This is a genomic window from Novosphingobium sp. BAM6, from assembly GCF_057784955.1.
In genome coordinates this window covers 39,428-60,871 of record NZ_JBYNTR010000001.1, presented here as the reverse complement: position 1 = coordinate 60,871, position 21,444 = coordinate 39,428, and the positions used below count along the sequence as shown (strand labels likewise).

17 protein-coding genes are annotated in these 21,444 nt (G+C 62.7%); 5 read left to right on the top strand and 12 right to left on the bottom strand.

Annotation, left to right across the window (positions count from 1 at the left end; genetic code table 11):
• Positions 1 to 13: 13 nt before the first annotated feature.
• On the top strand, positions 14 to 1,129 hold the full coding sequence (dinB, locus tag AC3EC3_RS00320; RefSeq protein ID WP_488487755.1) for a DNA polymerase IV: 1,116 nt from the start codon (positions 14 to 16) through the stop codon (positions 1,127 to 1,129).
• 47 nt (positions 1,130 to 1,176) lie between these two features.
• On the opposite strand, the gene AC3EC3_RS00315 is transcribed toward dinB, so the two are convergent.
• The 5 genes from AC3EC3_RS00315 to AC3EC3_RS00295 all read right to left on the bottom strand — a co-directional run bounded on the left by AC3EC3_RS00315 (position 1,177) and on the right by AC3EC3_RS00295 (position 5,862).
• Entirely contained in the window at positions 1,177 to 2,448 is a 1,272-nt protein-coding gene (locus tag AC3EC3_RS00315; RefSeq protein WP_488487754.1) for a right-handed parallel beta-helix repeat-containing protein, read from the bottom strand.
• Positions 2,449 to 2,893: 445 nt separating this feature from the next.
• Entirely contained in the window at positions 2,894 to 3,529 is a 636-nt protein-coding gene (locus AC3EC3_RS00310) for a 6-phosphogluconolactonase (protein ID WP_488487753.1), read from the bottom strand.
• Positions 3,530 to 3,608: 79 nt separating this feature from the next.
• The gene (locus tag AC3EC3_RS00305) at positions 3,609 to 4,067 is read right to left on the bottom strand and encodes a Dps family protein (protein WP_488487752.1); all 459 of its coding nucleotides are present in this window, start codon (positions 4,065 to 4,067) and stop codon (positions 3,609 to 3,611) included.
• An 86-nt stretch (positions 4,068 to 4,153) separates the two neighbouring features.
• The gene (locus AC3EC3_RS00300; RefSeq protein ID WP_488487751.1) at positions 4,154 to 4,711 is read right to left on the bottom strand and encodes a TMEM165/GDT1 family protein; all 558 of its coding nucleotides are present in this window, start codon (positions 4,709 to 4,711) and stop codon (positions 4,154 to 4,156) included.
• Positions 4,712 to 4,809: 98 nt separating this feature from the next.
• Entirely contained in the window at positions 4,810 to 5,862 is a 1,053-nt protein-coding gene (locus AC3EC3_RS00295; RefSeq protein WP_488487750.1) for a mannose-1-phosphate guanylyltransferase, read from the bottom strand.
• 249 nt (positions 5,863 to 6,111) lie between these two features.
• Here AC3EC3_RS00295 and otsB point away from each other — a divergent pair, with 249 nt between their 5' ends.
• From otsB to otsA, 3 genes are read left to right on the top strand one after another with little or no spacing between them, the layout of a single operon-like run.
• Positions 6,112 to 6,900 carry a trehalose-phosphatase gene (gene otsB, locus AC3EC3_RS00290; protein ID WP_488487749.1) on the top strand — a complete coding sequence of 263 codons (789 nt, stop codon included), beginning with the start codon at positions 6,112 to 6,114 and terminating at the stop codon, positions 6,898 to 6,900.
• A gap of 47 nt (positions 6,901 to 6,947) precedes the next feature.
• The gene (locus tag AC3EC3_RS00285; protein WP_488487748.1) at positions 6,948 to 8,747 is read left to right on the top strand and encodes a glycoside hydrolase family 15 protein; all 1,800 of its coding nucleotides are present in this window, start codon (positions 6,948 to 6,950) and stop codon (positions 8,745 to 8,747) included.
• A gap of 47 nt (positions 8,748 to 8,794) precedes the next feature.
• On the top strand, positions 8,795 to 10,207 hold the full coding sequence (otsA, locus tag AC3EC3_RS00280) for an alpha,alpha-trehalose-phosphate synthase (UDP-forming) (protein WP_488487747.1): 1,413 nt from the start codon (positions 8,795 to 8,797) through the stop codon (positions 10,205 to 10,207).
• A 19-nt stretch (positions 10,208 to 10,226) separates the two neighbouring features.
• On the opposite strand, the gene AC3EC3_RS00275 is transcribed toward otsA, so the two are convergent.
• From AC3EC3_RS00275 to AC3EC3_RS00265, 3 genes are all read right to left on the bottom strand, one after another.
• The gene (locus AC3EC3_RS00275) at positions 10,227 to 11,438 is read right to left on the bottom strand and encodes a glycosyltransferase family 4 protein (protein ID WP_488487746.1); all 1,212 of its coding nucleotides are present in this window, start codon (positions 11,436 to 11,438) and stop codon (positions 10,227 to 10,229) included.
• 74 nt (positions 11,439 to 11,512) lie between these two features.
• Complete coding sequence (locus AC3EC3_RS00270; protein ID WP_488487742.1) at positions 11,513 to 13,738, bottom strand: GumC family protein; 2,226 nt, start codon at positions 13,736 to 13,738, stop codon at positions 11,513 to 11,515.
• 14 nt (positions 13,739 to 13,752) lie between these two features.
• The gene (locus AC3EC3_RS00265) at positions 13,753 to 14,322 is read right to left on the bottom strand and encodes a polysaccharide biosynthesis/export family protein (protein ID WP_488487741.1); all 570 of its coding nucleotides are present in this window, start codon (positions 14,320 to 14,322) and stop codon (positions 13,753 to 13,755) included.
• 583 nt (positions 14,323 to 14,905) lie between these two features.
• On the opposite strand from AC3EC3_RS00265, the gene AC3EC3_RS00260 reads away from it, so the two are divergent.
• A complete protein-coding gene (locus tag AC3EC3_RS00260) occupies positions 14,906 to 15,472 on the top strand; it encodes a hypothetical protein (RefSeq protein WP_488487745.1) in 567 nt (188 codons plus the stop codon).
• A gap of 71 nt (positions 15,473 to 15,543) precedes the next feature.
• Here the strand turns inward: AC3EC3_RS00260 and AC3EC3_RS00255 are convergent, their stop codons facing one another.
• From AC3EC3_RS00255 to AC3EC3_RS00240, 4 genes are all read right to left on the bottom strand, one after another.
• Positions 15,544 to 16,677, bottom strand: a complete 1,134-nt coding sequence (locus AC3EC3_RS00255; protein WP_488487744.1) for a type 1 periplasmic-binding domain-containing protein — start codon at positions 16,675 to 16,677, stop codon at positions 15,544 to 15,546.
• On the bottom strand, positions 16,674 to 18,002 hold the full coding sequence (locus tag AC3EC3_RS00250) for an O-antigen ligase family protein (protein WP_488487743.1): 1,329 nt from the start codon (positions 18,000 to 18,002) through the stop codon (positions 16,674 to 16,676). Before AC3EC3_RS00250 ends, AC3EC3_RS00255 begins: the two co-directional genes overlap by 4 nt.
• A 181-nt stretch (positions 18,003 to 18,183) precedes the next feature.
• Positions 18,184 to 20,409: a GumC family protein gene (locus AC3EC3_RS00245; protein WP_488487742.1), complete on the bottom strand. Its 2,226-nt coding sequence runs from the start codon at positions 20,407 to 20,409 to the stop codon at positions 18,184 to 18,186.
• Positions 20,410 to 20,423: 14 nt separating this feature from the next.
• Entirely contained in the window at positions 20,424 to 20,993 is a 570-nt protein-coding gene (locus AC3EC3_RS00240) for a polysaccharide biosynthesis/export family protein (RefSeq protein ID WP_488487741.1), read from the bottom strand.
• Between the last annotated feature and the right edge of the window lie 451 nt (positions 20,994 to 21,444).

Sequence of the window (21,444 nt, the reverse complement as noted above, 5' to 3'; positions counted from 1 at the left end):
TATAAACCAGAACATGACAGGAACGCAATCCAGCGAAGAGGATGACGAGGCTGACGGCCTGCGCAAGATCATCCATGTCGACATGGACGCCTTCTTCGCCAGCGTCGAACAGCGCGACGATCCCTCGCTGCGGGGAAAGCCGGTGGCGGTCGGCGGATCGTCGGGGCGCGGGGTAGTCGCCGCGGCCAGCTACGAAGCGCGCAAGTTCGGCGTGCGCTCGGCCATGCCGTCCACCAGAGCCGCCCGGCAATGCCCGGACCTGATCTTTCGCAAGCCCCGCTTCGAGGTCTATCGCGCCGTCAGCCAGCAGATCCGTGCGATCTTCCATGACTATACGCCGCACGTCGAACCGCTCTCGCTCGATGAGGCCTTTCTGGATGTGACCGACGATCTGAAAGGCATCGGCTCGGCCACGCGAATCGCACAGGAAATCCGCCGCCGCATCCGCGAGGAGACGCAGCTCACTGCCAGCGCCGGGGTCTCGTACAACAAGTTTCTCGCCAAGCTCGCCAGCGACCAGAACAAGCCCGACGGCCTGTGCGTGATCCGTCCCGGAGAAGGGGCCGCTTTCGTGGCTGGACTGCCTGTGCGGCGCTTTCACGGCGTCGGCCCGCGCGGTGCGGAAAAAATGGCCGGGCTCGGCATAGAAACCGGCGCAGATCTTGCTGCGAAAGACCTCGCTTTCCTGCGCGCCCATTTCGGGAGCTTCGCCGATTACCTGTTCCGCGCGGCCAGAGGTGTCGACCTGCGCCGGGTCCGCGCGAACCGACCGCGCAAGTCACTCGGTGGCGAACGCACTTTCGCGCAGAATATTTCAGGCGCAGACGCGCTGCGCGCCACGCTCGACGATATCATCGAGACGGTATGGGGCCGGATCGAACGTGCCGAGGCCCATGGTCGCACCATTACGCTCAAGCTGCGCTACGCCGACTTCCGCACGATCACGCGAGCGCGCTCGGTCACGCAACCGGTCACATCCAGCAGCGATTTCGCAGACCTGTCGCATGCCCTGCTGACAGAACTGATGCCCCTGCCCCAGCCGGTCCGGCTGATGGGACTGACACTCTCCGCGCTCGGCGCTGATGAGGCTGCTCCGGGCAGTGCGCCTGACCAACCCTCGTTGTTCTGAGTTCTGAGGGCAGTGGGCCCTCAGACATTCAGGGACGATCGTACACGTCAGGTTTTCTGGCAGGCGGCAGGCAGGGGATAGCGACGCAAAGCCTCGGGCACCGACATCGGCTTGGCTGGACCGTCGATGCGCACGATCTTCACTTTGGGATCGAGATGCGCACTGACCTTGGTGCCCGGCCAGACCGCCAGCGTGTTGTTCGCCATCGTCACCGACAGTTCATCAGCAGAACCACCATCCTTCATATGCAGTTCGCCGGTCTTGAGCACCGCCAAGGTGCCTGCCTTCCCCTGATCCGCATTGGGAAGCCCCGTTGTCCAATTGCCGCGGATCACGTCGCCACGCGGCGCCTTCTGTTCCTTCGAATAGAACGCCATGATCCACGAAGGCTCCTTGGCATCCATTCCGACAACGACGTTGTTCTCGATGCGCGCGTTGTCCATGCCGTACAGCGCAATCCCATGGTAAGCGCGTGGCAGCACCAGATTGCAGGTGATGACGATATTCTTCCACACGCCGTCGAACATCGAAATACCCTGCATCACCTCCTTGTCCGGAACCGCGCGTTCGCTGGTGTGGTCGATGCAGACATTGTGATCGATCGTCAGCCCGGAATAGGGCCAGTGCCAACTGCTCGATTGCCCCTGCATGCAGTCCGGATGCAGGGCGCCGTTGTTGTTCCAGTGATCAGTGATCCAGTTTCCGCGAATCCGCAGCCGGTCGCCACTGAAGTCGATGCCATCGTCGGAGAAACCGGAGATACGGTTGTTCAGAACCTGATCGTCACGACCGCGAATGATCCCCACACCCGTGCGCACATCGTGGATGCGGCTGTTGCTGATCGTCATGCAATCGCCGCGCATCATCACGCCGTTGGGCGCATTGTCGTACCAATCCTGCGGATCGTGCCCGGCGATGGGGGCACTGGCACCCAGATCCATGTGATCATAGACCAGATTGTCGGGCATGAACTCGTTCTGAGGCGCCGCACCGACAAGCACACGCGTCGATTTCGGCCCCATCGGCCCTCGCACGACGAGCCCCTGCAGGATCAGGTGCGAGGAGAACCCCGTAACAATCCGAGTGAAGACCGGCCGGGCGCCAGGCGCGGCCGCGATGCGCATGAAGCGCTTATTGACGATTCCGTTCAGAACGAGTTCGCCATAATCGCCCGATGCCAGCAGGATCGTATCGCCGCCGACGACCTTCGCGTCAGGGTTGGCCTGCTCGTGGTAGAACACACCCGGTTGCGCGCCATCCGGCAACATCGGCAACCGCATCGAAGTACGCAAGCGCTCACCCAACTTGCGCTTGCTCACCAGAGCACCGAAGTTTCGCCAGGGATGCGCACGCGATCCGTCGCCACTATCCGATCCACGCGCCGGATCCATATAGAACACGTGGCCCCCAACTGGCATCATCGGGCGATCGCAAGCGACCTGGGGCGGAAGTGGCGGAGCGCGGTTGGGCACATTGGGAACGGCCAGCACAGCCGCTGGCGACATGGTAGCGCCCAGCGACATCGCCAACCCGACAACGCCAGTGGTGCCGATGGAGGCCAGGCGGGCAATCCCGCGACGAAACCGGAGCGTCAGAAAATGATCCATTCCGGTGTTAAACGCCAAGGATCATCGCCCCACAAGCCAGCTTGCGACAGACAGAGCGCAGTTTTCACTTTTCCCGCCCGGCACGCCCGACGGGCGTAGCCGATGAATGTGCAAAGCCCCTGCTCCACTGTTCCTTGCACCGTCTGCATCTGCCCCTTCAGCAGAAGCAGGTGACCCTGCCCGTAGCCGCTTTCAGAAGCCGCGACACGGGCAGGTCGTGCTCTCCCTGCACTGCAGCGTCGAACAGCGCACGTTTTTCGTCACCGCGAATGACGAACATCATCTCGTCACTGTCGATGAGCGAAGGGATCGTCAGGCTCACCCGGTCGAAAGGCGCCTCGGGCGGCAAGGGATCGGGCGTAAGACGGCGCACGGCCTGCGGATCGTCCGCTTGCGGGTCGGTGTTGGGAAAGAGCGAGGCGATATGCCCGTCTGCGCCCATACCCAGCCAGGCAATGGTGAAATGGGGCGGAACGGCTTCTTCGGACAGCGGCACGATCACTGCCCCCACCGGTTCGAGGCGCACGCGGATCTTGCCCACGTTGGAGGCCGGATGGCTCTCCTCGACGACGCGATCATCGCCGGGCCAGACCGCAATCCGCGACCAGTCGAGATCTTCATGCGCGAGGATATCGAAAATGGGAAATGGCGTGGAACCGCCGGGCACTGTCACCGCGATCGGGCCATCGGTGGCAGCCAGCGCGTGCTTCAGGCGATCGGCGAACCAACGGGCGATGGTAGCATCGTCAGCGTGTTCGACGATGGTGACGGTAGATATCTGGGTATCGGGCATGGGGAATGCCTAGCACTCCCCATGCATCTCGCGAAGCCGGTTTCGCAAACGCTTGCGCGCCAGACCGGACACAGTGTTGTCAGGCGATGATCTCGCGCAGGAACCAGGCGCGTTCCTCGGCCTGATCGGTCCAGTCATCGACGATGCCGTCGGTGGCGTTGTCGCCCGCCTCGCCTGCAGCTTCCTTCACTTCGCGAAGGCGCGTAACATAAGCCAGATTGTCCTCATAGAGTTCGCGGACCATCGCCATCGCATCAAGGTCGGTGGAATCCTGCGGCTGGATGCGGGTCTTGGCGACGACCGCATCCGGGCTGGTCAGCGTCTTGCCGCCCTGCTTGCGCACGCGCTCCGCCACGACGTCGGTCAGCGCGAAGATCTGGCCCGCCTGCGCGTCGAACAGCAGGTGCAGGTCATGGAACTGCGGCCCCTTGACGTGCCAGTGGAAATTCTTGGTCTTGATATAGAGCGCGAGCGTATCGGCCAGCAGCCCGTTGAGGCTGTCCACCAGCGCGCCCTGGGCGTTGTCCTTGGAAGTCATCGTCTCGTTCCCCTTTGTTCAATGCGTCACACTATTTAGGCTCAAGAACCCGAAGCAAAAGGGTTTGTTTCAATCGAAATTACCGATCACCCAATGCCGAGATTTGCGATTGCCACCAGCGCGGCGGCAAGCAGCAGGATTGCCCCCACGCCGCGACGAATCCATCGGGCCGACAGCGTGTAAAGCCAATCCGGCTGACTCCACGCCAGCACGGCAAGCGCCGCGCCAGCCGTCACCCCCGCCAATCCCGACACCAGCGGCGCGGCCATTCCCACCGTCATCGCCAGCACCACGAAGCGCGCTGCATCGGTGATCTGCTGCGCAAGGAGAACCAGCGCCAGCGCTCCCAGTGACAATGTCGGCTCCAGAAGCGATTTGCGGGGGACGACAAGCAGCGATTCCACGCCGGCAATCGCCAGCGCCATCGCCGCGAATATCCCGCGTGCCGGTGACGGCAGATGCCCGAGCATCCACTGCCCCGCCCATGCGGCCAGCCCTGCGGTCAGGAAAGCACAGACCACCCCTGTGAGCAGCACGCCGGGCCTTTGTCCCTGCACGCGCGCCAGCGAGGCCATGGTAATCTGATCCCGCGCACCAAACCCCGCGAGCAGAACTGCCAGAAAAGTGAGATAGAACGCGGGCACGGGGAAACGCTCCGATCGGAAAGCCAGCAGAAGAAAAGGCGGGCGAACAGAAAGCGGCACGGCTACCCGAGCCGCGCTGGTTCGTCCATCATCTGCGTCTACTGGTTCCGTGCTCCCGAGAGCTTTCCGACTTTCTGCACGCCCGCCGTCGTGGTGATGAGGATATCGTCGCCATCGACCACGACGATGGCGTTCTCCAGCCCGATCACCGACACGCGCGGCCCGTCACTGTCCACCAGCACATTTCGGCAATCGACCAGTTCGCCTGCGCACCCGCGAATACTGTTGCCGTCGCTGTCGCGCGGCACCGCGTCATGGAGCGCCGCCCAGTTGCCGATGTCCGACCATTCCATGTCCGCCGGGACCATCGCGGCGCGGGCGGTCTTTTCCATGACCGCATAGTCCACCGATTCGCTCTCCACCGCCGCGAAGAGTTCCGCGTCGGGGTGGAAGCGTTGCCCCTCGGTCCAGCCGGACTCCACGGCCTTGCGCACCGCCGCGTCGATATCCGGACGATGGGTTGCCAGTTCGCGCAGGAAATCCTTTACCCGGAACGCAAAAATCCCTCCGTTCCAGGCATAGTCGCCAGCTGAAAGAAATGCCCGCGCGGTCTCCAGATCCGGCTTTTCGACGAACTGGGCAGTGCGAAAGCCCTTGGCACCCGAGCCACCGAGAATTTCTTCACCCTGACGCAAATAGCCAAAGCCGGTCTCCGGTGCGGTCGCCTCAATCCCGAACGAGACCAGCCAGCCTTCCGAGGCCAGTTGGGAAGCCGCAACGGCAGCCGACGCGAAGGCGTCCGGGCGACCGATCCAGTGATCGCTGGGGCACACCAGCATGATTGCATCCTCGGGCAAGCGGTTCGCCGCGAGCGCGATGGCCGCGGCAGTATTGCGCGCGCAAGGCTCGACGATCACACTCGGCTGTTCGACACCGCCCAGTTGCGCCTCCACATGATCGAGATGCAGCGCACCCGTCACCACCACCGGCCCCGCAAACCCGATTGAGGGGGGGCAGCGCGCGATCGTCGCCTCGAACAGCGTCAGTTCGCCGATCAGAGGCAGAAAAGGCTTGGGCCGGGACGCCCGACTGCGCGGCCACAAACGCGTGCCGCTTCCTCCGCAGAGGATCACCGGAACCACAGTGTTCATATATTCCCCCAGACACTCGGGCAGCGCCGGACAGGAAGCGGCGCGAACGACAGAAAGCCGAATACTATGCGCATATTGTGCTATCCATTTTTCCGCGATGCAACATTCCTGCGACCACGCATCGTCTCAAAACCGGAACCGGTCATCTGCTCATGCGTTCGCAGTCGCGGCGGGTGACTTTAGTCCGCCAGTCATCCGAATACCCCAAGGGGTGGCCTTTTTCCGGATCAAGGTGCAAGACTGACCACAATGACCCATCCCAGCGAAACCTTCTCGCGGGCGGGGAGCGACGCTGCCGTCGCCGATCTGCCCCCTCCCCCGCCGCTCACCGTCTCACCCGAGACCGCACTGTTCCTCGACTTCGACGGAACGCTGGTCGAGATCGCCGACCGCCCGGACCTGGTGCGAGTGCCCGAAGACCTCGGCACGCGGATCGAGGCGCTGTCCCAGCGGCTTGAAGGGCGTCTGGCCATCATCACCGGCCGTTCGATTCAAGCGCTGGAGGCGCTGCTCGGCCCGATCAACGTCGCGATCGCTGGCTCCCATGGCGGCGAATTCCGCGAGACCGGCGCCAGTGCGGTCGTGCCGCTTGCCGAACCGCTGCCTGCCCGCGCAGTCGAGGGCCTTCGCGCCTTTTCCGAGGCGAACGGCGGCCTGATCGTCGAAGCCAAGCCCTTTGGCGTGGCCGTCCACACGCGCACACACCCGCATCTGCTGGATCAGCTTATCGAGCAGACAGAGACGCTGGCCGCCGAACTGGGGATCAAGACCAAGCGCGGCAAGCAGGTTGTCGAACTGGTCATGCCCGGATCGGACAAAGGCAGCGCGGTCGACAAGTTCATGAGCCTGCCGCTGTTCACCGGAACCAAGCCCCTGTTTCTGGGCGATGACGTAACCGACGAGGACGCTTTCAAAGTCATGGAGCGCCATGGCGGTGGTGGCGTGCTGATCGGCCCATCGCGCGCCACTGCCGCGCACTGGCGCCTCGACAACGTGGCTGCCGTGCATGACTGGCTGCGTGGAGCAGACCTGGCTTGACCGCAACTTCACAGAACACCCCTGCTGCAACCAAGGAGCCCGCCCGCATGAGCACGCTCGAACTCTGGCCCATCGGCAACTGCCAGGTCTCCGGCCTGATCGACGAAGCAGGCGCGCTCGTCTGGGGCTGCGTCCCCCGCGTGGACGGCGACCCGACCTTCTGTGCGCTGCTGCGCGGAGACAAGGGGCAGGACGCCGGAACCTGGCGCTTCGAGCTGGAAAATCAGGTGTCTGCCACGCAAGGCTACGTGCGCAACACGCCGATCCTCGTGACCCGGCTGGAAGACGCCAACGGCGGGATCGTCGACGTCATCGATTTCTGCCCGCGCTTTGAGCGACTGGGCCGCACCTACCGCCCGATCGCCTATGCGCGCATCGTCAAGCCGGTAAAAGGCTCTCCGCGCATCCGCACGATCCTCACCCCGATGAGCGGCTACGGCAGCCATCTGGCCCAGATCACCCACGGCTCGAACCACATCCGCTATCTGGTGGAACGCAACACCCTGCGCCTCACCACCGATGCGCCGGTGGGCTACATCCTCGACGAACGCTACTTCCGCGTCGAGCGGCCCTTGCACTTCTTCCTCGGCCCCGACGAACCGTTCGTCGGCGACGTCAGCCACGAACTGGAGACGATGCGTCTGCTCACCCAGGCCTACTGGATGAACTGGGTGCGCGGCCTTGCCACGCCGATGGACTGGCAGGACGCCGTGATCCGCGCCGCCATCACGCTGAAGCTGTGCCAGCATGAGGAAACCGGCGCGATCGTCGCCGCGCTCACCACCTCGATACCCGAGGCTCCGGGCTCCCAACGCAACTGGGACTACCGCTACTGCTGGATCCGCGACGCCTACTATACGGTGCAGGCGCTCAATCATCTTGGCGCGCTCGACGTGCTGGAAAAGTATCTCGCCTATCTTCGCAACATCATCGACGATGCCGAAGGCGGCGCGATACAGCCGCTCTATGCCGTCAGCGGCGGGCGCGAGATCATCGAGTGGGAAGCCAAGGATCTTGCCGGCTATCGCGGCATGGGCCCCGTGCGGATCGGCAACGCGGCCTACTACCAGATCCAGAACGACTGCTACGGGCAGATCGTGCTGCCCTCGATCCAGGCGTTCTCCGACGAACGCCTGCTGCGCCCGGCCACGCACGACGACTTCGCAAGCCTTGAACGCGTAGGCGAAATGGCCTGGAAGACTCACGATCAGCCCGATGCGGGGCTGTGGGAACTGCGTACGCGAACGGCCGTCCACACATACACCAGCGTGATGTGCTGGGCCGCGTGCGACCGCCTCGCCAACGCTGCCGAACACCTCGACCTCACCGATCGCGCCGACCTGTGGCGCGATCGGGCAAGCACCATTCGGGCCACCATCGACGAGAAGGCCTGGCACGAAGTCGATGGGCATACCGCTGGCGGCCACTATGCGGCCAGCTTTGGCGGCTCGCAACTCGATGCCAGCCTGCTACAGATGGTCGAACTGCGGTTCGTCGATGCCGCCGATCCGCGCTTCCAATCGACGCTGGAAGCGGTGCAGAACGCGCTACGGCGGGGCGAGCATATGCTCCGCTATGATAACGAGGACGATTTCGGCCTGCCCGAAACCGCTTTCAACATCTGCACCTTCTGGCTGATCGAGGCCCTGCATCGCTCCGGAAACGATGAGGAAGCACGCCGCCTGTTCGAAGCGATGCTGAGCCATCGCACGAAATCGGGACTTCTTTCCGAGGACATGGACTTCGAGACGAGCGAGCTGTGGGGGAACTTTCCCCAGACCTATTCGCTTGTTGGTATCATCAACTGTGCCGGGCAATTGTCCCGGTCCTGGCGGGACTGGCGCTGAGGCGCGCCTTCCGCAGGCGCTTTGTAAAGCGCGAATAGGGGCAGAAAATGAAACGACTTGTCGTGATCTCCAACCGGGTTTCGGTGCCCAAGGCTGCGGGCGCAGCCGGCGCACAAGGGGGGCTTGCCGTGGCGCTCAATTCTGCGCTGCGCGAGCATCGCGGTATCTGGTTTGGCTGGTCGGGTCAGGAAACCGAGGAGTTCACCGGCCACCTCGACATGCAACGCAATGACGACGTCACCACCGCGACGATCGACCTGGAACCGCAGGACGTCGAGGAATACTACAACGGTTATGCCAACCGCACGCTCTGGCCGCTGTTTCACTATCGTATCGACCTGACCGAATACGACCGCAATTTCGGCGAGGGCTATGAACGCGTCAACGAGCGCTTTGCCGACAGCGTATCCCCCCTGATCGAGCCCGACGATCTCGTCTGGATCCACGATTATCATCTGCTGCCACTCGGCTCGATGCTGCGCCGACGCGGGGTAAAAAACCGCATCGGCCTGTTCCTGCATACGCCCTGGCCGCCAACGCGCCTGCTCACCTCGCTGCCGTTTCACGAACGACTGGTGTCCTCGATGCTGGAATGCGACGTGATCGGCTTCCAGACGACCGAATGGCTCGAAAGCTTCCTGCACTACGTCCAGAAGGAAATGGGGCTGAAGGTCGGCCTCGACAACACCATCGAATACAATGGCCGCAAGGTACTGGCCCGTGCTTTCCCGATCGGGGTCGATTACGAAGAATTCACCGAAGCCTCGCGCGGCCCCGAAGCGCAGGAGGCCTATGAGCGCCTGAAATCCAGCGTCCGCGGTCGCAAGATCATGATCGGTGTCGATCGCCTCGACTATTCCAAGGGCCTTGGCGAACGTTTCGAGAGCTTCGGGCGCTATCTGGGCGATCATCCCGATAACGCCGGGGACGTGGTGCTCCTCCAGATCGCACCGCCTTCACGCGGGGATGTCGCCAGCTACCAGCAAATTCGCGAAGATCTCGAACGCAAGACCGGTCACATCAACGGGGCCCATGCGGACGTCGGCTTCGTCCCCATCCGCTACGTCAACCGCGGCTATCCGCGTGCGCAACTCGCAGGGTTTTACCGGGCAGCCGACATCGGGCTCGTTACTCCCCTGCGCGACGGCATGAACCTCGTTGCCAAGGAATACATCGCCGCGCAGGATCCGGAGAATCCCGGCGTGCTGATCCTCTCGCAATTCGCAGGCGCCGCACACCAGCTCAAGGATGCACTTCTCATCAACCCGCACTCGATCGAACATGTCTCCGAAGCGATAGAGCGCGCACTCACCATGCCTCTGGCCGAACGCAAGAAGCGACACGAGAAACTGCTTGCGTCGGTCCGTGAACAGGATGTGATCCGCTGGCGGGAAGATTTCGTAAATGCGCTGACCGCCAAGACGCCAGCAGCGGCAAGCGAAGTCGCCGCACCAGCCTGACCTGCGGGCGCAAGACGAGCTATGCTTCGGTTGCGGCCATCCGCAGGCCCGATGCGAAAGCCTCGCCAATGCTGGTGCGCTGGAAGCGTCTGGCCTCGGCACTGCCTTGCCACCGCGCAAGGCTGGCCTTGAGTTGCGCCTCTTCCTCGATAGCCCGGCGCATACCCTGCGCGATCGACCGGGGGTCGCGGGCATCGACGGCAATCGCAAAGTCGTGACCGTCGAAATAGCCGTCAACCGCTGTCCCTTTCGGGTAAACGATGGGCAGACCGGCAAACAGGGCCTCGATGAATACGAGCCCGAAGCTCTCGCGCAATGAAGGGCATACGAATGCGCGCGCCTGCCGCATGCGCTGGCGCAGGGCAGAGCGATCAAGCGCGCCTTCGAGATGCGTTCCGGCATGCGCGACCACGATATCCCTGCAGGCGTCAACCTGCGCCTCGTTACCGCCGCCAATCACGCCAAGCCGGGCATCGAAGCCTTCTGCGTCAAGCAGACGAAGCCCTGCGACCATGCCTTTCAGATTCTTGCGCGCATGATTTTTGAGATGGAACGCGGTGATCAGCCCCTCGCCCCCCGCAAGGGGGGGCAGCGGCTCGTCAAGGTCGGTCGGGCATGGCAGGGCGATACGCGGCCCGCTTCGCGCACCCAACCTGCCTTCGACCTGCCTCAGCGACCAGGGCGCAAAGGGAAAGACCATGGCCGCGCCATGGAATATCCCCGCAAAGGCGCGCTTCAGGTCCGGACGCGCGGCCAGCACCTTGGTGTCGGTATCACCCTGGATCGACAGGGCATATGGCCGATCGAGCAGAAAGGCCGCGCGCTGAACCGCGATACCCTCGATCGAAAGCTTGTGCGCCACAAGAAGATCCGGAACGCGCCCGCAAGCGCGCAGATCGGCAGCCAGCTTCTCTCCGACCTGCCGCATGAACGTTGCCAGAAACAGCCCGCGACCGGGCGCCTCGTATTCGATCGCCTCTCCCCATTCGAACGGTTGTGCCCGCATCGTCAGGCTAGGCTTTCCCAGCCCTGCAATCACCGATTTGGCAAACGAAAGCGCTGACGGCGACTGGCGGTTCAGCGAATAAACGCGATGGCTGAAATCATTTTGCGTCAGTTCCAGCAGAGTGCGGATAACCGGTGTCTTGAACGCAACAATCGGATCCGGAAAGTCGCAGGATACATGCACGACATCGAGATGCCGTTCACCGGTCGCTGTCGATGCAGACATGAGATTTCCTTCGGCTTCGATACAACCGCCAAAAAAAGGAAGCCTCATGAGGCTCCCTTTGTCTTATGTATTTATCAGTTTTCTTTTCCGTATGAATAGTAGTTGTATGCGTATTCGTAGGAGTGTCCGGCTTCCTGAGCGCGGTACTTGGTGAGGACGGCGCCGATGACCTTGGCGTGGACCTGTCCGAGGCGGCGCATTGCGGCCTTGGCCTGGCCGAAGTGCGAGCGGTTGGCCTCGACCACGAAGACGATGTGATCGGCGACACGGCCGATCAGCACCGCGTCGGCCAGACCGATCACCGGCGGCGAATCGATCAGCACCAGATCGTAGGCCTTGCGATGGCTCTCGATGAACTGCGCAAAGGCCGCCGACGAGAGGATTTCCACCGGGTTGGGCGGAATATGTCCGCACGGGATCACGTCCATGCTGCCGGACACCGACACCACCACGTCCTCGAACGTGCGGTGCCCCAGCAGCACGTCGACCAGACCGTGCTCGGCCTTGCGACCGATCAGCGCCCGACCGATCGTGGGCTTGCGCAAGTCTGCGTCGATCACCAGCACCCGGCGACCCAGCGCCGCGTACTGACCTGCCAGCGAAGTCGAGGTCGTCGTCTTGCCTTCCGAGGCCTGGCTCGAGGTGAACTGGATCACGCGGTGCGGGATCGCCGGGGCGGCATATTCGATCGCCGTGCGCAGCGAGGCATAGGCCTCCGACAGCGCCCCTGCGCGACCCATCGCCTCTTCCAGCTTGTCCACCTCGACATGCGGCGTGATCCCCAGCAGATGCACGCCCAGCTTGGCTTCCACGTCCTCGGGCGAGTGCAGGCTGTCATCGAGCATCTCGCGCAGCAGCGCAGCGCCGAAGGCCAGCACGATACCCGCGCCCAGCGCCAGCATCATGTTCTTGTAGATGTTGGGCGAGACCGCCGATGCCGGGGCTTCGGCCGTATCCAGCAGCGTCAGATTGTTCGAATGGATATCCGAGGCCGAAGCGATCTCGTTGTAGCGCTGCATCAGCGAGGTCATCTGCTGGCGCAGCGCATCGGTGTTGCGGTTCAGCAGGCTATATTCGACCTGGCGATCCTGCTCGGCAAGCGTCTGGCTCGAGACCTTCGTGATCTCGCTATCCATCGCCCCTTCCTGCTGCCTGGCCACCTCGTACTGCGCCTTGATCGACGCCTTGATCTGGCTGGCCGTCTGCGCGATCTGCTGGTCCAGCGAGTGGATCTGCATCGTCAGCTCGTCAACCTGCGGATACCCCGCCTTGTAACGCTGCTTCAGCTGCGCCAGCTGCCCGGCCAGATCCGCACGCTGCCCCTGCAGCGTCTGGATCGCCGAGTTCTGCTGCACCTCGGGAATGCTCAGCGCCGGCATGCCGGACACCACGTTCCAGTGCTGCTCGGCCTGGATCCGCGCCGCTACCAGCCCCGAACGGGCACTGTTCATCGACATCAGCGTCGCCCCGGTCAGGGTCTGGGCGCCGCCTCCGCCGCCGCCGCTCTGGCCGTCGCTCGAGCCGCCATCGCCGCCGCCACTGCCGCTGCCCATCGGCATGATCAGCTGGTTCGCACGCGCGTAGTTCACCGCCTGCATTTCCGACTTGGCCAGCTGGTCGCGCGTCGCATCGATCTGCTGCTGCAGGACCTGACGCGCGTAGCTGTTGGTGTCCATCGAACGCTGCGCGTCATCGGCCACGAACAGGCTGGCATAGGCATTCGCCAGACGCGCCGCCTCCTCGCGACCGGGCGACTTGTACGAAATCGCCATGATCCGCGTATCGCCCGGCGCATCGACCGTCACGTTCGCCGCGATCTTGCGCGCCGCCCGATCCAGACGGGCCTGCCGGGTCTGCAGCTTGCCATCGCCCTTGTCGTCGCCCGCAAACGCCGGATCGCGATCCAGGCCCAGCTTATCGGCGACCCGCAGCGCCATCGAATGGCTGCCGATCACCGCCGAAAGCGTCTTGAGATAGCGCGGCAACTCGTTCGAGGCGATCATCGGATTGGCCAGGTCCTGGCCCTCCACGATCTGCCCCATCTGCTGGTCGACCCGCACCGTCGCCGTCGCCTGGTAGACCGGCCGCATCAGCAGCGTCGCCACCAGACCCAGCACCAGGCACACCAGCACGATCCCGCCGACCACATAGCGCTGGCGCCACAGCGCCCCGCGCACCTGCGCCATGCTGATCATCCCTGCACCCTGCCCCGCCGCAGGATAGTCCCCCGCGCCCCCGTCATCGGCTATGTAACGATCCGCCCAGGATGACGCCACCGGCGCCAGTTCACGATTATCCATGGAGATCCAGACCCTTACAAACGCGTGAAAATGGCAAGCGCCGGAAGCGACTTGACCAGGTCCTGCCAGGCCTGGGTCATGCCCGAAAGCCCCACCACAACCCGGTCACCCGGCATCAGCACCGGGTCGATCATCGTCCCGGCCTGAACCGCCGAATAGTCGAACACCGCAACGCTCTGCCCCTGCGCATCGTGGCGGAAGATCACCACCTGCTTCATCTTGGCGACATCGCTCGTACCGCCCGCCAGCGCCACCGCGCTCGACAGACGCGCCTCGCCCGCAAACGGATAGACCCCGGGCTTCTCCACAGCACCCTCGACCGACACCAGGTGCGAGGCATACTGCTGAAGGTTGACCGTCACCTGCGGCGAAACCAGATACGTCTTCGACAGACGCTGCGTCACCTGCTGCGAAAGCTGCGCCGGCGTCAGCCCCGCCGCCTCGATCGTCCCGATCAGCGGCAGCGCAATCGTCCCGTCCTCGGCAATCGGCGTCGCCTCCAGAGACAGGTCCGCCTCCCGGAAAACCTGAACCGAAATCACGTCCCCTGCACGAAGAACACCGTTCCCCGCACCCGGAGACACAAACGCCTCCTGCCCCTGGGACGCCACAGCCGGCGGCGATATACGGCCCACAACCGGCGGCGCAGGCGTGCTCCCGCACCCCGAAAGCGCCAGACCAACCAAAGCGCACGGAACACTCCGAGCCCAAATATCCCAGACCCTCAAGCCATGTCCCCGTCTACAAATACGAATACGAAACAACCCTTAAACTCACACTCCAAAATCAGCAAGATACACATAATTCGAATATCAGCTTTCCGCGCATCGAGGAAAAATCATGACAAAATCTAAATATCGCATTCAACATGCCCATCACCATTAAATCAGCAGGAAGTTAATGACTGAAAAAATCGACATAATTCGACACCATTACAAGCGTTTATGGATATTTTCGGAAATCAACTTGACTGATAAAAAATGCCAGCAACCAATCTCACTTTCAGTTCAGGAAGTACAACCAAAAACAGCACCGTATGCAGGACAAGCCTTGCCCAATTGCAATCCCGGCGTCCATTCCACGACCACCAATTTATGCTAACAACGCTCTTGTCTGCGTAAAATGCAGACCCGCTTTCCAGCAACGCAATCCGGATAAAACAACCAGATGTCTCCAGCAGCCCTGTTCGCCATCATCCTTTATACGCTGTGCGCAGCCGTCACGTTGCGTACGGCCGTTTTCGGCATCGGCAGGAGCCTTCCGGCAAAAGACAAGATCAACTGGTGGCTGATGATTGGCCTGTTCGCCGTGATGATCTGCATGCGGTTGTTCAACGTCGAACAGGATTTTTCCGATACGATGCGCGGCATCGCCAGGGCAGATCAGGTCTATTCAGAAAGGCGTGACCTGCAGACACCGCTCGTCCTGCTTATCATCGCCGTGGCAACGGGAGCCGCCTGCTGGATCCTGTACAAGACCTCGAAGCGCCGCGCAGCCATGCATCCGGCCGCCGTCATGATACTGGCCTCGCGGATTGCGGCAGTGGCAGAGATACTGCTGATTACCCTTCGGATGATATCGCTGCATGGCGTCGACGCCCTACTCTATCACGGTGGCATCCTGCGACCGAACTACCTCATCGACCTTGCCGCGTGCCTGACGATTGCAGGCACGGCATGGAAATATCGTCAGATTCTCAGCGCGCCAGTGCGCAAGGGCCGGCATTCGAGATAGAGGGCCTGCCAGGATAGAGGGCCGCGACCGGTCATCGCCTTCCAGCGGAGGCGATCGCTTCCGGCCTTTCTTCACCCTCCCGAAGAAATACGCAGCCCCTCGATATCTCCCGGAGGAACGGTAAGAATGAGCTTCTGGGCGCGGCATCCCGCAGCGGGGATCGGAAACAGGCTTCCCCCATTGCTCGTCGCCCCGGCAAGCGGAACACCTGCAGGCAGACAGAATATGGAGATCGAAACTCCTCGTGCACCGCTGCCCGAGCCATTCGCGGACAGCTTCAACAGATGCGCACCCGGCGCCAGCGTGACGATGCGTTCCGCGAACTTTGCAGGCACCGAGCCGCCATTGTGAACGCTGAGCGAAACGTCGCTTCCGCTTCCTTCGAGGTCGGCAGATACTGCCGAGTTCTGAGTCAGTTGCCACCCGAACGGCCCCGTATCCCCGGTAGAAGCAGCTGGTACAAAGCGAACATCACCGGGCTGCGACGGCGCCGAATTACGGCTGCAGCGCCCGTTCCAGATTGCCTGCGCAAGACCGGCATCACCATCCGACACGACAACCTTGCGCGCCACATCGGTCATCTGCTCGCAATCGAATCTGGCTCCATGCGCCTGCGCCGTCATCGCGACAGAGGCCGCCTGCTGCGGCGTGAGGTTGTCTGCGATCCCGCGCATCATCCCATCACGCGCCGGTACATTGCCCGCCAGTTGCTGCGCAAGCGCCGCTCGTCCCTGCTCGGTCTGTGCGACCATATGGGTAAGATCGTTCAATGTCTGCCGATCGTTCACCACCGCCCAGAACGCAGCCAGGCGCTGCGCAGCGATATCCCATGCTCCTGCCTGCGCTCCGGCCCTCACCATCGTCGCCTGAACGACTGGATCACGCCAGCCCCGTCCTGCCGCAAAGGCCATCGCCTGCTGGCCCACGGCATCGTTGCCAGCGGCGATTTCGGCCACTGCCAAAGCCCTGAGATGTTCAGCCGGGACCGGGCGCTGCCGCAGCAATTTACGCGCGCCATCCAATTGCTCACCGTCCAGAGACTGGCTTCCGGCCGCTTCCACCTCATTTTCCAAAGCGAAAGACTGAAAGAGCACCGGAACATAATCGTCCAACGACGAATCCATCCGGGCCGATCGATCCAGTTCCACACCGACAACCAGCATACCGACGAACGCCAGCGCCAGGATCCATACCAGACGCTTCATGCTGCTGACTCCGTATTACGCGGTCGAAAAGCCGTCGCGCAGAGAGCGAACAACAAGCCGGCCACGCAAAGATTGGCCTGATTTCGAAGCGGATAGTCGATGCCCGATTGCAGGATGAAACATCCCATACCGACCGCAGAGGCCCATAGCGTCCAGCGATCTTCCCGCTTGCGAACGCACCAAGCCGACGCAAGAACCGCCAACACCCAGGCCAGCGCGATCAGTTCTGCGAAAGGACCGGATTCCACAGCCATCTCGATATAATCGTTGTGCGCCCGCCCGGCACGACGCTCAGTCACATATTCAAGCGATTCGTCAGCCTGGAAAACCTCGTCGAAGGTTCCCGTACCAGCGCCAGCAGGCCAATAGCGCTTGGCAGAATCGATTGCATCCGCCCAAATTTCCGGACGCTGGTCCTTCAGATTCTGGTAACGCTCGAAGGTCGAGGCAAGCCTGCCACCGCCGGCCCCGACCACTGCGCCAATAACCAGTAGACCGCCGACAGCAAACACCAACAGCCAACCCCGCGATATCCCCTGCCCTGGGCCTTGCCGGTCCTTTCCGACCCACTCCTTTCTGGTCGCCCACAGCCGAACAAGGCAGAAAAGAACCGGCAGTAAGAGCAGAGCCGTTCCCGACCGCGACATCGTGCCGATCACGCCCAGACCAAGCAGCGCGAAAAGTCCCACCCGCAAAGCCAGATTGGCAAGGTTCACCGAACGCAGAGGCAATACGCAAAGCATCGCCAGCGCGACATCGAGAAACACCCCGGCCGAATTGCGATTGGCGAACGTCCCGTGGACGACCTTGGTCATACCAAGGTCATTGGTCGCATAGATCAGCGGTACCGCGCCGCTGAGCTGGAATACGCCCAGCAAGACACTGCCAAGCGCAAGGATAGCCAGTGTCCATAGCAGCCGGTGCCGATCCCGCCCCGAAATACCCCAGCCCAGCACCAGAACCGTTGCCGGTACGATGGTCCCGACAAAAGCCGTAAGCGTGCGCATGGAGTCCATGGAGACGGGGAACCAGGCGCCTTGCGGGTCGGTGACAAGAGACAGCGATTGCTCGACAATATCCCGGCCGGGCAATCGGCTCCACATTGCATAAGGCAGCGGCACAAGCTGCAACAAGGGCCACAACATCGTCATAACAAGCAGGCCAACCACCGGCCACGGCGCATGACGGAAAAAGCGCGCAACGACATGACCATTAAGCGCCAGCAGTAGCAATGCGAGGATCTGGACGCATGCATTGGCAAGGCCATATCCCACCCCACCGCCGCCGAACAGCAAGGCGGCCACCAACAGAAACTGCAAATGCACGACACGCTGCTTCCATAGCGGTGCGTGTCCGCGGACAGCATAGGGGGACTGGGCTCTCACGGCTGACCGCTCCTTATTGGCCTGTTGCGTGGCCTGTACATCTTTCACAACGCAATAGCGCTCCCGACCGGTTCGGGAGCGCTATCCTGAAGGGATCATCCCCCTTTTTCTGTATTATTTATCAGTTTTCTTTTCCGTATGAATAGTAGTTGTATGCGTATTCGTAGGAGTGTCCGGCTTCCTGAGCGCGGTACTTGGTGAGGACGGCGCCGATGACCTTGGCGTGGACCTGTCCGAGGCGGCGCATTGCGGCCTTGGCCTGGCCGAAGTGCGAGCGGTTGGCCTCGACCACGAAGACGATGTGATCGGCGACACGGCCGATCAGCACCGCGTCGGCCAGACCGATCACCGGCGGCGAATCGATCAGCACCAGATCGTAGGCCTTGCGATGGCTCTCGATGAACTGCGCAAAGGCCGCCGACGAGAGGATTTCCACCGGGTTGGGCGGAATATGTCCGCACGGGATCACGTCCATGCTGCCGGACACCGACACCACCACGTCCTCGAACGTGCGGTGCCCCAGCAGCACGTCGACCAGACCGTGCTCGGCCTTGCGACCGATCAGCGCCCGACCGATCGTGGGCTTGCGCAAGTCTGCGTCGATCACCAGCACCCGGCGACCCAGCGCCGCGTACTGACCTGCCAGCGAAGTCGAGGTCGTCGTCTTGCCTTCCGAGGCCTGGCTCGAGGTGAACTGGATCACGCGGTGCGGGATCGCCGGGGCGGCATATTCGATCGCCGTGCGCAGCGAGGCATAGGCCTCCGACAGCGCCCCTGCGCGACCCATCGCCTCTTCCAGCTTGTCCACCTCGACATGCGGCGTGATCCCCAGCAGATGCACGCCCAGCTTGGCTTCCACGTCCTCGGGCGAGTGCAGGCTGTCATCGAGCATCTCGCGCAGCAGCGCAGCGCCGAAGGCCAGCACGATACCCGCGCCCAGCGCCAGCATCATGTTCTTGTAGATGTTGGGCGAGACCGCCGATGCCGGGGCTTCGGCCGTATCCAGCAGCGTCAGATTGTTCGAATGGATATCCGAGGCCGAAGCGATCTCGTTGTAGCGCTGCATCAGCGAGGTCATCTGCTGGCGCAGCGCATCGGTGTTGCGGTTCAGCAGGCTATATTCGACCTGGCGATCCTGCTCGGCAAGCGTCTGGCTCGAGACCTTCGTGATCTCGCTATCCATCGCCCCTTCCTGCTGCCTGGCCACCTCGTACTGCGCCTTGATCGACGCCTTGATCTGGCTGGCCGTCTGCGCGATCTGCTGGTCCAGCGAGTGGATCTGCATCGTCAGCTCGTCAACCTGCGGATACCCCGCCTTGTAACGCTGCTTCAGCTGCGCCAGCTGCCCGGCCAGATCCGCACGCTGCCCCTGCAGCGTCTGGATCGCCGAGTTCTGCTGCACCTCGGGAATGCTCAGCGCCGGCATGCCGGACACCACGTTCCAGTGCTGCTCGGCCTGGATCCGCGCCGCTACCAGCCCCGAACGGGCACTGTTCATCGACATCAGCGTCGCCCCGGTCAGGGTCTGGGCGCCGCCTCCGCCGCCGCCGCTCTGGCCGTCGCTCGAGCCGCCATCGCCGCCGCCACTGCCGCTGCCCATCGGCATGATCAGCTGGTTCGCACGCGCGTAGTTCACCGCCTGCATTTCCGACTTGGCCAGCTGGTCGCGCGTCGCATCGATCTGCTGCTGCAGGACCTGACGCGCGTAGCTGTTGGTGTCCATCGAACGCTGCGCGTCATCGGCCACGAACAGGCTGGCATAGGCATTCGCCAGACGCGCCGCCTCCTCGCGACCGGGCGACTTGTACGAAATCGCCATGATCCGCGTATCGCCCGGCGCATCGACCGTCACGTTCGCCGCGATCTTGCGCGCCGCCCGATCCAGACGGGCCTGCCGGGTCTGCAGCTTGCCATCGCCCTTGTCGTCGCCCGCAAACGCCGGATCGCGATCCAGGCCCAGCTTATCGGCGACCCGCAGCGCCATCGAATGGCTGCCGATCACCGCCGAAAGCGTCTTGAGATAGCGCGGCAACTCGTTCGAGGCGATCATCGGATTGGCCAGGTCCTGGCCCTCCACGATCTGCCCCATCTGCTGGTCGACCCGCACCGTCGCCGTCGCCTGGTAGACCGGCCGCATCAGCAGCGTCGCCACCAGACCCAGCACCAGGCACACCAGCACGATCCCGCCGACCACATAGCGCTGGCGCCACAGCGCCCCGCGCACCTGCGCCATGCTGATCATCCCTGCACCCTGCCCCGCCGCAGGATAGTCCCCCGCGCCCCCGTCATCGGCTATGTAACGATCCGCCCAGGATGACGCCACCGGCGCCAGTTCACGATTATCCATGGAGATCCAGACCCTTACAAACGCGTGAAAATGGCAAGCGCCGGAAGCGACTTGACCAGGTCCTGCCAGGCCTGGGTCATGCCCGAAAGCCCCACCACAACCCGGTCACCCGGCATCAGCACCGGGTCGATCATCGTCCCGGCCTGAACCGCCGAATAGTCGAACACCGCAACGCTCTGCCCCTGCGCATCGTGGCGGAAGATCACCACCTGCTTCATCTTGGCGACATCGCTCGTACCGCCCGCCAGCGCCACCGCGCTCGACAGACGCGCCTCGCCCGCAAACGGATAGACCCCGGGCTTCTCCACAGCACCCTCGACCGACACCAGGTGCGAGGCATACTGCTGAAGGTTGACCGTCACCTGCGGCGAAACCAGATACGTCTTCGACAGACGCTGCGTCACCTGCTGCGAAAGCTGCGCCGGCGTCAGCCCCGCCGCCTCGATCGTCCCGATCAGCGGCAGCGCAATCGTCCCGTCCTCGGCAATCGGCGTCGCCTCCAGAGACAGGTCCGCCTCCCGGAAAACCTGAACCGAAATCACGTCCCCTGCACGAAGAACACCGTTCCCCGCACCCGGAGACACAAACGCCTCCTGCCCCTGGGACGCCACAGCCGGCGGCGATATACGGCCCACAACCGGCGGCGCAGGCGTGCTCCCGCACCCCGAAAGCGCCAGACCAACCAAAGCGCACGGAACACTCCGAGCCCAAATATCCCAGACCCTCAAGCCATGTCCCCGTCTACAAATACGAATACGAAACAACCCTTAAACTCACACTCCAAAATCAGCAAGATACACATAACGCCGCAGTGCAACATGATGCAGGGACAACGCATCAACGCGGGGTGAATCGCGAAAGGCCCTATCTAAAAGGATGTTGCCTAATCCACCGCTCGCCCGTAGACACTTCGCGTAAATACGTATTTTACTGATGTGGGGTCATCAATACAAAAGACTCGGAAGAGACATGATCTTCAACCGTATTCTGGTCGAAAGTGCCCCCCATGAAACACCCGGATTTGTGCGCTGCAAT

What these genes read in the sequence shown, in the direction of transcription:
- dinB (WP_488487755.1), top strand. Translation starts at nt 14, where the DNA reads ATGACAGGAACGCAATCCAGCGAAGAGGATGACGAGGCTGACGGCCTG.
- AC3EC3_RS00260 (WP_488487745.1), top strand. Translation starts at nt 14,906, where the DNA reads ATGTCTCCAGCAGCCCTGTTCGCCATCATCCTTTATACGCTGTGCGCA.
- AC3EC3_RS00295 (WP_488487750.1), bottom strand. Translation starts at nt 5,862, where the DNA reads ATGAACACTGTGGTTCCGGTGATCCTCTGCGGAGGAAGCGGCACGCGT.
- AC3EC3_RS00310 (WP_488487753.1), bottom strand. Translation starts at nt 3,529, where the DNA reads ATGCCCGATACCCAGATATCTACCGTCACCATCGTCGAACACGCTGAC.
- otsB (WP_488487749.1), top strand. Translation starts at nt 6,112, where the DNA reads ATGACCCATCCCAGCGAAACCTTCTCGCGGGCGGGGAGCGACGCTGCC.
- AC3EC3_RS00305 (WP_488487752.1), bottom strand. Translation starts at nt 4,067, where the DNA reads ATGACTTCCAAGGACAACGCCCAGGGCGCGCTGGTGGACAGCCTCAAC.
- otsA (WP_488487747.1), top strand. Translation starts at nt 8,795, where the DNA reads ATGAAACGACTTGTCGTGATCTCCAACCGGGTTTCGGTGCCCAAGGCT.
- AC3EC3_RS00275 (WP_488487746.1), bottom strand. Translation starts at nt 11,438, where the DNA reads ATGTCTGCATCGACAGCGACCGGTGAACGGCATCTCGATGTCGTGCAT.
- AC3EC3_RS00270 (WP_488487742.1), bottom strand. Translation starts at nt 13,738, where the DNA reads ATGGATAATCGTGAACTGGCGCCGGTGGCGTCATCCTGGGCGGATCGT.
- AC3EC3_RS00245 (WP_488487742.1), bottom strand. Translation starts at nt 20,409, where the DNA reads ATGGATAATCGTGAACTGGCGCCGGTGGCGTCATCCTGGGCGGATCGT.
- AC3EC3_RS00285 (WP_488487748.1), top strand. Translation starts at nt 6,948, where the DNA reads ATGAGCACGCTCGAACTCTGGCCCATCGGCAACTGCCAGGTCTCCGGC.
- AC3EC3_RS00255 (WP_488487744.1), bottom strand. Translation starts at nt 16,677, where the DNA reads ATGAAGCGTCTGGTATGGATCCTGGCGCTGGCGTTCGTCGGTATGCTG.